Source organism: Apibacter sp. (assembly GCF_025291155.1).
Classification (GTDB): domain Bacteria; phylum Bacteroidota; class Bacteroidia; order Flavobacteriales; family Weeksellaceae; genus Apibacter.
Genome location: NZ_JAMBJZ010000064.1, coordinates 1 through 12,648, shown reverse-complemented (window position 1 = coordinate 12,648; position 12,648 = coordinate 1). Strand labels below are relative to the sequence as shown.

The window sequence follows — 12,648 nt, the reverse complement described above, 5'->3', positions numbered from 1 at the left end:
ATTTTGTTTTCGCCTCCTGTATAATATTGCATAGCTCCATTATGATTATAGCCTCCAAATTCGTCAGATCCTTTTCGCGGTTGCCAAGTACCTGTTGTGGGATCGAAATTTTCCTGAATTAGAAGTGAAGGATTAGGCACTACTTCATGATAAAAGGAGTACGAAGCAGTATTATAATTATTTATGTGATAATACCATTCATTAAATCCGATATTCCAATTATGTTTTGTAGTATTTTTACTTAATTCTATCCGGCTCATATAAGTATTAAATGGAGTTCTTGGAGTAAAAAGCATTAAAACCGACTGCACTTTTCCATTATATATGTTATCAGAACCTACATAACGAAAACGTGTTTTGCCCTCAACTGGATTACTTATAGAGGAATAGTAAGGGTTAAAATATCCGGATTCAGAATATTGATATCGTAAAATATAATCAAGCTTCATCCCATTATTAAATTTATTTTTACCAAAAATGTCAAAAACATGATTCTCTCCTCCACTTCCTTTCATAATATCTCTTGTGGTAAACTCTCCATTTAAAGGGTTTATATAATGTACTAATCCTGATTTTTCCAAATATGATTTTCTTCCTAATTTAAAGCCTTCTACAGCGTCTACTTTTCCATTTGAACGATAATAATAAGGGTTTTGTTTAGTCGAAATAGCTTGTACGCTAACAAATTTATACTGTACCCCTATCTCACCTTTACCTTCGTTATATTTTTTATTGACTACCGCTTTATATATTTGGGTCTTATCTAAAAATTGAGAGAAAGCTGAATTAAATGTACCGGGATCCATATTTGCATAAGCACTTACAGAATAATAGAAACCATTTTTCATAGGACCGCTTACATTAAAACTTCCCCTTAGTAATCCATATGAATTAGTAATAAATTCACCTTTACCTTGAAGTTTATCCGTACCTTTATTAGTATAAGTGTTTACTGATACCCCAATATCTCCTACACTTAAGGCTGTTTTTGCTAGATCTTGAACTTCCATTCGCTCAAAACTTGAATCAGATCTCCATGCTCTTACAGGCATTTGTACTATATAATCCATTACAACCGGTAAACCATTTTCTAAAATAGTGGTTCCTCCGACACTTGCTGGTAGTCCTATATTTACATTTCTAGGTCCATTATCAGCGGATGCGTTTAACATCACAGTGCTATTTTGGTCTTTCTTTATATCCGTTTTAGCCTTTAGACTATCAGACTTATTCTCCTGTGCCTGAATTAAATTCATAGTAGAAATTATTATAAAAGCACTAAGAGACTTCACTGCTCTTCTCATACTACTTATCTTTATATGTTTTTAGTTTGATTTAATTTTATAATTTTTTATCCGTATAAATATATTGTAATAATATAGTAACAACTCATTTTATATTTATATTCCCCTATTTTTTTATACCATATTTTGACGTTCTTGCATCTTTTATTACTCCTTTCCAATTCAGTCCGTATCCAAAATTATAAACGTTCCCTTCGCTATCTTGATGACATTCCATATCAAATGGAACATCTTCTTTTTGCTTTTCTACAGTAGACATATTTGCCGGCATTTGTAATGGTAATAATCCTGAAGGTTCATATTTTCCGGAAATAATGTCTAAAATTGCTTGCTCACCTATACCAAATCTTGCTATTATTCCTTCTACTCTGTTTTCAAATTCATGAAACACCATAGGCCTGCTTAAATTTACTACAACGATAACCGGCTTATTGCCCATTTGACTTTTAGTGGTTAAAATGGTAGATAAATCCATTGTATTTGAAACGGTAACGGTCTTACCTTTATAACTTCTATCGGTAATGGTCGGATCAATTACAGGATCTCCTGCTGCTATACTATGATCACGAGCATCCTTTGCCGTATAACTGCTATATTGTAAGGATATAGGAACATATCCATTACTTCCCTTTTCTCTATCATTACTATCATACCCTCCTCCATCATTATTCATCTGTGGACTTGATACGAAAACTATAGAAAAATCAGCTTTTTTAGGATCTTCCGTTACATTAAAATATTTTTTTACTAATTCAATATTAACTGAATAATCTAAACTGGGCTCTGACCAGTTTCCCCACCAATCTTTGATTGAAGGCTGGTAATTTTTTGGAATAAATACTGTTTTTTTATCTTTAATCGGTAGTATTTGATTTTTATTTTTCAATAATACTACTGATTTCACTTGAGCATCATATCCGGCTTGCATAAATTGAGGATTTCCAACGGTTTTAACACTTTCTTCAACATTTAGGTAAGGGTTTTCAAACAATCCTAATCTAAATATATTTTTCAGTAGCCTTAATCCGGATTGTTCAAAGCGTTTTCGCATATATCCTTTTCCGTAATCTTTTACTCCCATTTTATAAGCATCTAAAATAGGTTGCATTACATTATTTCCTCCGAACTGATCCATTCCAGCCATTAAAGCTATATAATGTCTTTCAGCTATTGTTTTATCTTCTACACCCCAAGGTTTTCCTTTGAATTCATCGGGAGTTTTGCCTTCATTTGCTGTTATTAACCAATCGGTACATAATACCCCATCATAACCATATTTTTTTCTAAGTAGATCGGTAATAATGTATTTATTAAAACCATTCGCATAATTGCTTCCATCTTTGGATTGATTATACGAAATAGTATAGTAGGGCATAACGGCTGAAGCTTTAGATGTTTTTCCATCAAGTTTGAAAGCGCCATTGACAAAAGGACTCATATGAGTTTCAAAATTATTACCGGGATATACTGCATATTTCCCAAATGCCCAATGTGCATCTCTGCCTCCTTCTTCAGGGCCTCCGCCCGGCCAATGTTTAACCATAGTATTAACGCTTTTATACCCCCATCCATCTGAAATTTCATCATTTCCGGTTGATGTTTGGAAACCATCTATATAGGCTCTTGCCATATCTGTAGTCAATTCAGGGCTTTCTCCAAAAGTCATATAAATTCTATACCATCTTGGCTCAGTACCTAAATCTATTTGTGGAGATAGAGCTGTTGTTATTCCTAAAGCCCTATATTCCTGAGCGGCTATACTTCCGAAGTTTTTTACTATAGAGGGATCAAATGTAGCTGCTAGACCTAATCCATCGGGCCAAAGGGAAATAGCACCTCCTGCTCCGGCATTGAATTCTGATTTAATATTACCTGTAACTTGATCAGAATGTCTGGGATCAGAACTTGTATTTCCGGGAATGCCTAATCCTTGCCCCTCTAAAAATGCTTGCATTTGGTTATTCCATCTCGCTGCTATTTCCGGACTTTTAACTGAGGTAATCAATATATGCCTTAAGTTATCTTTTTCTAAAAATTTTCGTTGCTCATCTGATAATTCCCAAGGTTGAACTCCACTTGCTGAAAAGGATTTACCATTATAAGTACCAGAAGCAAATCCACTGTCATTTGAAGGTATCGCTTGATGATTACTATATAGCATTAATCCAGCTATTTGTTCTAAGGTCATTTTTTGAACTAAATCTTTTGCTCTTTCTTCAACAGATAATCTCCAATCTTCATACTTATCTAGTTTTCCGTTTTTATTAAGGTCTTTAAATTTTAATCCGTCTACAGTTAAAATTTTTATACCTGAAGTAGGTGAATAACCTAACTTTACCCCATTCTTATTATCCACCAAAATAAAATCTTTTTGTTGAGCTTTTGAAAGAAAAAGAGACAAGATTGTTAATGTTGTTAAAATCTTTCTTCTCATAGTTATGTTTTTTGTTATATTTTATTTAATTTTTAAGATAAAAGAGTATGTTTATCGTAATAATACAAATATAATTTAAATATCTTATTATAATATAAATTAAGAAAGTAACGCAAAATCAAATTCATTTCATGTACATTTAAATATATCATTTAATTAAGAAATTTATAATTGATTAATATCATATTTTAAATCTCAATATTTTATCTGAATTTAAGCTATAATTAAGAATTTTAACTTTATATATTCTAGCAAATTAAATGTCGAAAAAAAAAATGTTAATTTTTTTAACTTTTTATTAATTATTTTCTTTTAAAAAACATAGCTTAAACTGTAGATTATTCAATTGTATTTTACTTAAAATTATACCTTGATTTTTATTTTAATTTGAATGAAAATATATGATATAAATCAACTATTGAGAAATATTTGCAATTGCAATGATAACTTTTATTAATTTTATTTAATAAAAGCATTTGGAAATAAAATTTTGTTAGAGATAACGGTACATTTTTATATTCATCATAAATTTTCAATATATAACTTTAATGATAATATAAATTAATAAAGTATATTAAGCATTTAATTTAATTTCAAATATTTTTATTTTGTACTTTTGAAAACATAACTAAAATTAAATACAAAAAATATGATTCTTTTAGCAGATTCAGGTGCTACTAAAGCCGATTGGATTGCCATTGACAATAATGGAAATCGATTATTTTCAACACAAACAAAAGGTTTAAGCCCCGAAGCCATAGATAAAGACGAAATGATCAAACGATTAAATGAACGTTTTGACATTTACCAAAATAAAGATTCAGTAAAGAAAATATTTTTTTATGGAGCCGGTTGTGGATCCGATAAAATGAAAGAAATTGTAAGAAATGCTTTAACTGAATTTTTTCCCCATACTGAAGAAATTGTAGTAGAGGAAGATACATATGGTGCTGTTTATGCAACAACTTCTCCAGGAACGCAAGCGATCGTTTGTATATTAGGTACCGGATCTAATTGTAGTTATTTTGACGGAGAGCTTTTACATCAAAAAGTTTTGTCTTTAGGCTATTTTTTAATGGATGATTGTAGCGGAAATAAATTGGGTGCTGATTTGATTCGAGCCTATAATTTTAGAACCCTTCCCAGTGAGCTATCTGTTAAGCTATCGCAAGAATATAATATGGATATAGATTTTATTAAAATAAATTTATATAAAAAACCTAATCCGAACGCATATCTAGCTACTTTTGCCAAATTTATTATTCAAAATAAAGATCACGAATTTATTCAGCAAATCATCAATAGACAGATACAAACTTTTATTGATTATTATATTAAACAATATGATAATTGTACCGAAGTTCCTATCAACTTTAATGGCTCTATAGGATTTTATTTGAAAGATGAATTAGAAAAAAAATTATCTGAAAATGGATTAAGATTAGGTGTTGCTTTAAGAAGACCAATAGACGGTCTTATTGATTACATTTGTAAGCATAGACTTACCTAAAATTTAAAGATTATATATAATTAGCTAAAAAGGGAATGGAAAAAATATCTATTCCCTTTTTAGTTGTAATTTGATTGGAATTTTTGAAATTAGTTATATTTTTGTTAAGTATTAAACTACCAAATGGCTAAGACAGTAATTATTACAGGAACCTCATCGGGGATTGGATTAGAATTGGCAAATTATTTTCAGGAAAAAGACTATAATGTTTTTGGCTTAAGTCGATCTATATCTAAAAATGCAAAATTTAAATCAATTTCAACTGATATTACTAATGAAAAAGAAGTAGATAAGTCTATTTCAACTATACTTGCTAAAACCGGAAAAATTGATTTGTTAATTAATAATGCAGGAAAAGGTATGGTTGGTCCTGTCGAAAACGCTAATAAAGATGAAATTATAGATTTATTTACCTTAAATTTAATAGCTCCTATTTACTTAATGAATAGGGTTATACCTATCATGCGTAAAGAAAAAAGTGGGAAAATTATAAATATCTCTTCTATAGGAAGTATAATGGGACTTCCATTCCGAGGTTTTTATTCCGCTTCTAAATCTTCTCTGGATATGGTTACTGAATCTTTACGTTATGAATTAAATAATACAGGTATAGAGGTATGTACCGTAAATTTAGGAGATATTCGTACTTCAATAGCCGATCATAGAATTAAAAGTGTAATTTCTGAAAATTATATGAAAAGCTTTGAAAAAGTTTATAATCATATGAATAATGATGTTAATAATGGTTTTCCCCCTTCTTGCGTTGCTCCTTTTATTGAAAAATTATTTTTACAAAAATCGAGTTTAAAACCCCATTATTATTTTGGTACTTTCGTCCAAAAATTATCATTGATAGTTAAAGCTATGTTTCCACAAAAATGGTTTGAAAAAATCATAGCGAAATACTCAGGTATATAAAAAGCATACAAAAACCTCTTTAAAAAGAGGTTTTTGTATTAAAAATATGCTTTTATTTTGCTGAAGCACGTAACATCCATGCCATAGTTTCATGTTGTTCCATAATACCGGTTAAGAAATCGCTCGTTCCATCATCTTTGTTTTTATCTGCTGTAGGAATGAATTCAGAACGAATTAAGCGAATGATAGTTTCTTGATCTTGACACAATTCAATCAAAATCGTTTTTTCATCAGCCACTTCTTCACCATCATGTTCTAATAAGTCTACCACTGCACTAAACTGTTTATAAGATCCTAAAGCATAATGTCCTAATTTTCTCACTCTTTCAGCCACTTCATCAATAATTTCCGCAATTTCTTTATACTGACTTTCTAATAGCAAATGTATTGATCTAAAGTGAGGTCCTTCAACATTCCAATGAAATTTCCTGGTTTTAGTATAAAGAAAATATTCGTTTGCCAACAATCTGTTTAATCCATCAGAAATAGCTTGCCTATTATCTTCGCTAATTCCAATGTTAGCTTCAATATATTTATGTTTTACTGCCATAGATTTTTTCGGTTTTTTTAAGTTAAATTTTTAGACTATTAGTTATTGTAACCTTTTTAATCTAAATAATAATTGCTGTATTGCTTCTTGATAATCATCAAATATTGATAAAGCGTAATCATCTACAAATAATTCTCTTCCGTCTTGAAGAAGCATATAAAAATTTTCACAAGTTTTTATAATATCTTTTGGAGTGGGAGTTTCTTTAATAGTAATATCGATATCTCCAAACTGCGCATAGGTGGTTTCCACTAATCGGTCTATGACAGCCAAAACAGAATCGATTGCCTGGTCTAAAGCGATATGTGCTGCATAGCTTCCTTTACCGGTTACCTGCCAATGATATAATTTTAAACTGCTGTTGTATGAAAAAATTTCACCAAAAAATTTACCTAATTTTTTGTTTTTTGAAGATTCACTGTAAGTACTTTTCACTTCGTTTTGCTCTTTGATCATAATTTTAATTTTTAGCTTGTTATTAAATATTTGATTTATAATATGTTTATAAAATACAAATATCAGACCTAAAGCAATTAAGCATCTTTTTAAAAAATAATGGTTACATTACAAAAATTGATTATATCTATATACTAAATGTGAATCCTTATTTTTTTAAACAAAAAAAATCTTCTATTATGAAGATTTTTTTTAGCTCTTAGTTAGAAAAATGATTATCTCATTTTTTTATACCCATTGATTAGTCCATTAGTGGAAGAATCATGTGAAGTTATTTTTTCGTTTCCAGATAATTCAGGAAGGACTTTGTTTGCCAATTGTTTTCCTAGTTCAACTCCCCACTGATCAAAACTGAATATATTCCATATGACTCCTTGAACAAATATCTTTTGTTCGTAAATAGCAATTAACTCTCCTAATAACTTAGGGGTTAAAATTTTATATAGAAAAGAGTTAGTGGGCCGATTTCCTTCAAATATTTTGTAAGGTTTTAGCGCATTAATTTCTTCCTCGTTTTTACCTTGATCTTTTAATTCTTTAACTACCTCCTCTTCTGTTTTACCAAAAGCAAGCGCTTCAGTTTGAGCAAAAAAGTTGGAAAGAAGTTTTTCATGGTGATCTGAAACTTTATTTAAAGACTTAGCTCCAGCAAAAAAATCACAAGGAATAAGCTTAGTTCCTTGATGTATCAATTGATAAAAGGCATGTTGACCATTAGTTCCAGGCTCTCCAAAAATTATAGGTCCTGTTTGATAATCCACTTTTTTTCCACTTCTATCAATATATTTCCCGTTCGATTCCATATCTCCTTGTTGGAAATAGGCTGCAAAACGATGTAAATATTGCTCATAAGGTAATAATGCTACATCTTCCGCTCCAAAAAAGTTATTGTACCAGATTCCTAATAAAGCTAAAATTATAGGTATATTTTGTTTTAACTCTGCATTTCTGAAATGTATATCTACTTCATTGGCTCCTTCTAATAATTCGGTAAACTTATCATAGCCTACTGCCAAGCAAATACTGAGTCCAATTGCCGACCATATTGAATATCTTCCTCCTACCCAATCCCAAAATTCAAACATATTATCTTTATCTATACCGAATTGGGTCACTGATTTTTGATTGGTAGATAAAGCAACAAAATGTTTAGCAACTTCAGATTCTGATTTTGCAGATTTTAAAAACCAATCTTTTGCCGTCTGGGCATTAGTCATTGTTTCTTGGGTAGTAAATGTCTTTGAAGCAACAATAAATAGAGTGGTTTCGGGATTTAATGGCTTTAAAGTTTCTACAATGTGGGTACCATCAATATTAGATACAAAATGTAAGTTTAATCTTGTTTTATAATGTTTCAAACTTTCAACTACCATTAAAGGGCCTAAATCCGAACCACCGATTCCTATATTTACGACATCCGTAATTTCTTTTCCAGTATATCCTTTCCATTGACCGGAAATTACAGAATCCGAAAAGTTCTGCATTTGTGCCAACACTTTATTAATTTTTGGCATTACATCTTCACCATTCACCAATACCGGAGTATTTTTACGATTTCTCAACGCTGTATGTAATACGGCTCTGTTTTCGGTTTCATTAATTTTATCTCCCGTGAACTGCTTTTCAATGGCTTCCTTGACTTTTGTTTCTTCAGCCAGCTCAAGTAACAATTCAATCGTTCTTTCATCTATTCTATTTTTTGAATAGTCAAATATGATGTCGTTAAATTGTATTGAAAATTTTTCAAATCTTTGAGCATCTTCTTTAAACCATTGACGAAGGTGTTTACTTTTTATTTGTTCATAATGATCCTTCAATAGTTGCCATGATCGGGTTTCTGTTGGATTAATCTTAGATAATGCCATATGAGATTTATTTATTTAGTAACAAATTTACTTATTTATCTCTTGCTATCAATAAAAAAACCTCTGAAATAAATCAGAGGTTTACTTATTCTTTTATTGATTTAATATTTAAAAGCTAAATTTTTTGGTTACACCTACTTGAATAGCTTTACCAAACGTTATATCAAAATTTTTCGTTTTACTGGATTCGTTATATTTAAATTCCGTATTTTCTTTTGTATCGTTCCATTCAATTCCACCAATAGAAACATTCAATCCAAAATTATTTTTAAAGTTAATAAACAGAGCGGGTACAAAATCTATATAATAACCGCTTCTTCTTACTCTCTCGTCATCATATACTATATTTGCTTGAGTATCTTTAGCATCTGAGCGATATTGTTGATATCCTGCACCTAAATCCGCATAAATACCAAAGGTTTCGCTAAACGGTTTATAATATCGAACAAATCCTCCTATCTTAGATTCATAACTTTTAATTTGATAATCTCCACTAGTATTTTTATCCCATGTTAAAGATGTCTTAGCTCCTACAAACCAATTATCGGCTACTTCATAAGCAATAACAGGTGTAAATGTAACTTCATTAGTCTTTATATCGTCGTAAGTATTCTTTCTTTTATAGCTAAAGTCTGTACCCAATAGAATAGAATTTTTTTGAGCCTGAACAGAAAAGACGCTAAAAAGAGCAAGGGATGCTATTATAATTTTTTTCATGCCTTTTTTTTTATTAATTAGATAAACTTTCATTTAAAAATTTCATTCTATAATTTCATTAAATTATAGTGAAAAGTTTTTAGAAATACCAATATTAAATGCATTTCCAAAAGTTATATCAACCCCGTTAGATTTGTTTTTTGATACTTTTTCTTTCATGTGATTGTATTCAACCCCACCAATACTAAAGTTTAACCCAAAATTATTTTTGAAATTAATGAATAAAGAAGGTTCGAAACCGATGTAAAATCCATCTCCTTTAATTTTAATTATTTCACTGCCAGTATTTATTCTATTTTTAGTTTCTTGCCATCCTGCTCCTAAATCTCCGGATATTGAGAAAGTCTCACTCAATGGTAGAGAATAACGTAAGAAACCACCAATTCTGTTAGTTTTTTCATCACCTCCTTGAAAACCTTGTGGGTCTTTTCCAATATCAGCTTTTTTAAAAGATACTTTCGCACCGATTGTTAAATTATCAGTAAACTGATATCCTAAATAAGGAGCCCACTCATAAGAATCCAATTTTTCTTTTTGTCCAGCACTTCCTCCTATTTTGTTTTCGGTATGATTGTAACCTACATTACCTCCTAATAAAATACTGTTCTTTTGTGCGTTCATAGTTGTTAAACCAAAAACTACTGCTGCAAACAACACTAACTTTTTCATAATTTTCTTTTTTAAAATAATTTAATTCAAAATTTATTTAATTTATATCTCCTCATTTAGAAGAAGTTAAATTTCTCTAATTTCGTGTTAAAACTATATTAAATACCGTGCCAAAGTTAATATTTTGTTAAAAAATCTATTATTTTTAAGTTAATTTATATTACATTCATATACATTTTAGAATGAAATATTAATGATTTTTTTACTATAATTTTTTACGATATCTAAATTTTTGAATGCAAATATAAATAAATCCTAATTTATTTAGTTATTTAACTATTAAATTATTTTTTTTAACATAAATTTAATAAACTATAATCTACTTTAATTTTTCTCTATATTTTAATATTTTTTTTTAAATTAAGAAACAATTTAATATTTTAACAAATATTTAAATTATTATATATAATTTTATATACGAAATTGAATTTTATTTTTTTTATCAAATATAGCTTGAAGCAAATGTTCATTTTATTTAGAAAGTATTATTTTTATTATAAAATATGTCTTTAATGATATTATTATTGTTAACTGATAAAGAATGATCATTTAACAGCTTTAAATATTAGCAAAAATATTTATCACGTTCTTTATCTAATAATAGATATAGTTATTGAGCTAAACTTTCTTTTTATTACTGCTTCTAATTACTAATTTCGCACAAAGTGACATAAGTAATTTTTGGAAAAATGATACTTAGTATATTAATCAAATCATAAGAGCCATAAAGCTGATTCACTTTATAAACTAGGATTGTAGAAGAGGTTTAGGTAAATCTCAATACAATTATGGTATTTCTTAAAAGATTAATACACATGATACTTACAACTAATCATACTCTGCATCATATGATAAGGAAAGCATTCCTTATCATATGATGCCTTAAAAAAAAATTGATGAAACACATATAACGTTAACAAATCAATTCATACTCACAAAGTGTAGATTGTGAACAAATAACAGACACGAACATCACAATATTTGGGTATTTTTGAAATTGAACCTACTAAATATGGCTATATATAATTTAATAAAAATAATTAATTAATAACAAAATATTGACTTAAAAACAATAATTTAGTTTTCTATTTAAATTATTCATTTATAAATTATAATAAATAAACAAATTTTAACTAACATTGAAAAAAACAACTATGAAAAAAATCCTTTTTTTATTATTGCTGCCAATTATCAATTTCGCACAAAGTAACATAAGTAATTTTTGGAAAAATGATTCTTGGTATATTGATCAAATCATAACCCGTAAATCTGATTCAATTTATATATTTAGGATTGTAAAACAGAATTCAGATAGACGTAAATTTATTTATGGTACGTTTTTAGTTTTTAATGCTGATGGTACTTTCAGAACATGGAACACTGCTCCTTGCGGTAACGGTTGCTTTTTTAATTCATATGGTACTTTTAAAAAAATTGATGAAACACATATACAATTACAGATCAATTTATTCTCACAAGAGGGAACTTGTATACCTGTAACAGACACAATACGACAAAATTTAGGAATTTTTGAAATTAAACCCAATGAATATGGTTATCAATTAATAAAAACAAAAAACTAATAGCAAAAAAATAGTTTTCTATTTAAACTATAGATTAATAAATTTTAATTATCTATAAAAACAACTATGAAAAAAATCCTTTTTTTATCATTGCTACCAATTATCAGTTTCGCACAAAGTGACATAAGTAATTTTTGGAAAAATGATAGTTGGCGTACCTGATCAAATCATAACTCATAAATCTAATTCATTTCACATATATAGGATTGTAGAACAGGATTCAGATATACCTAAATTTAATTATGGTACGTTTTTAAATTTTAATACTGATGGTACTTTTAGCTCAGGAAACACTGCCCCATGTGGTAATGATTGCTTTCGTCGTTCATATGGTACCTTTAAAAAAATTGATGAAACACATATACGATTACATATCAATTTATTCTCACAAGATGGAACTTGTAAAAAAATAACAAAATTTTGACCCGAAAACAATAATTTAGTTGCAATCATGGGGATACCTGCAAATGTAGGATAAAAAAAATATTGGGTTAGAAGCTGCTATTCATGTCATGGGATAATCTTTCTTTACCATCCTATCACTAAGCTATGGCAAATCCAACACGATGAATATTTCTACACGGAGCTAAAGCTCCTTGTGTTTATATTGTCTTTACTAGATGCAGCTATTATCCGAATCNA

At 29.0% G+C, this 12,648-nt stretch carries 10 protein-coding genes and 1 pseudogene; 4 read left to right on the top strand and 7 right to left on the bottom strand.

The window, feature by feature from the left end; genetic code table 11:
- A pseudogene (locus tag M3Z80_RS06970) lies at positions 1–1,304 on the bottom strand (hypothetical protein); the annotation flags it as partial.
- A gap of 106 nt (positions 1,305–1,410) precedes the next feature.
- A complete protein-coding gene (locus M3Z80_RS06965) occupies positions 1,411–3,738 on the bottom strand; it encodes a glycoside hydrolase family 3 protein (RefSeq protein ID WP_293918828.1) in 2,328 nt (775 codons plus the stop codon).
- 649 nt (positions 3,739–4,387) lie between these two features.
- Here M3Z80_RS06965 and M3Z80_RS06960 point away from each other — a divergent pair.
- Both M3Z80_RS06960 and M3Z80_RS06955 read left to right on the top strand, forming a co-directional pair.
- Positions 4,388–5,248: an N-acetylglucosamine kinase gene (locus M3Z80_RS06960; RefSeq protein WP_293918827.1), complete on the top strand. Its 861-nt coding sequence runs from the start codon at positions 4,388–4,390 to the stop codon at positions 5,246–5,248.
- Between the two features lie 123 nt (positions 5,249–5,371).
- Positions 5,372–6,166, top strand: coding sequence for an SDR family NAD(P)-dependent oxidoreductase (locus M3Z80_RS06955; protein WP_293918826.1), 795 nt, complete (start codon positions 5,372–5,374; stop codon positions 6,164–6,166).
- Between the two features lie 52 nt (positions 6,167–6,218).
- Here the strand turns inward: M3Z80_RS06955 and M3Z80_RS06950 are convergent, their stop codons facing one another.
- From M3Z80_RS06950 to M3Z80_RS06930, 5 genes are all read right to left on the bottom strand, one after another.
- The gene (locus M3Z80_RS06950; protein ID WP_293918825.1) at positions 6,219–6,716 is read right to left on the bottom strand and encodes a Dps family protein; all 498 of its coding nucleotides are present in this window, start codon (positions 6,714–6,716) and stop codon (positions 6,219–6,221) included.
- A 42-nt stretch (positions 6,717–6,758) separates the two neighbouring features.
- Entirely contained in the window at positions 6,759–7,172 is a 414-nt protein-coding gene (locus tag M3Z80_RS06945) for a hypothetical protein (RefSeq protein WP_293918824.1), read from the bottom strand.
- A 215-nt stretch (positions 7,173–7,387) separates the two neighbouring features.
- Positions 7,388–9,037 carry a glucose-6-phosphate isomerase gene (pgi, locus tag M3Z80_RS06940; protein WP_293918823.1) on the bottom strand — a complete coding sequence of 550 codons (1,650 nt, stop codon included), beginning with the start codon at positions 9,035–9,037 and terminating at the stop codon, positions 7,388–7,390.
- 108 nt (positions 9,038–9,145) lie between these two features.
- Positions 9,146–9,754 (bottom strand): hypothetical protein, encoded by a 609-nt coding sequence (locus M3Z80_RS06935; RefSeq protein ID WP_293918822.1) that lies wholly within the window; start codon positions 9,752–9,754, stop codon positions 9,146–9,148.
- A 63-nt stretch (positions 9,755–9,817) separates the two neighbouring features.
- A complete protein-coding gene (locus M3Z80_RS06930; RefSeq protein ID WP_293918821.1) occupies positions 9,818–10,423 on the bottom strand; it encodes an outer membrane beta-barrel protein in 606 nt (201 codons plus the stop codon).
- 1,154 nt (positions 10,424–11,577) lie between these two features.
- Between M3Z80_RS06930 and M3Z80_RS06925 the strand changes: the two genes are divergently transcribed.
- Both M3Z80_RS06925 and M3Z80_RS06920 read left to right on the top strand, forming a co-directional pair.
- On the top strand, positions 11,578–12,006 hold the full coding sequence (locus tag M3Z80_RS06925) for a hypothetical protein (protein WP_293918820.1): 429 nt from the start codon (positions 11,578–11,580) through the stop codon (positions 12,004–12,006).
- A gap of 142 nt (positions 12,007–12,148) precedes the next feature.
- Positions 12,149–12,430 carry a hypothetical protein gene (locus M3Z80_RS06920; RefSeq protein ID WP_293918819.1) on the top strand — a complete coding sequence of 94 codons (282 nt, stop codon included), beginning with the start codon at positions 12,149–12,151 and terminating at the stop codon, positions 12,428–12,430.
- Positions 12,431–12,648: the final 218 nt, after the last annotated feature.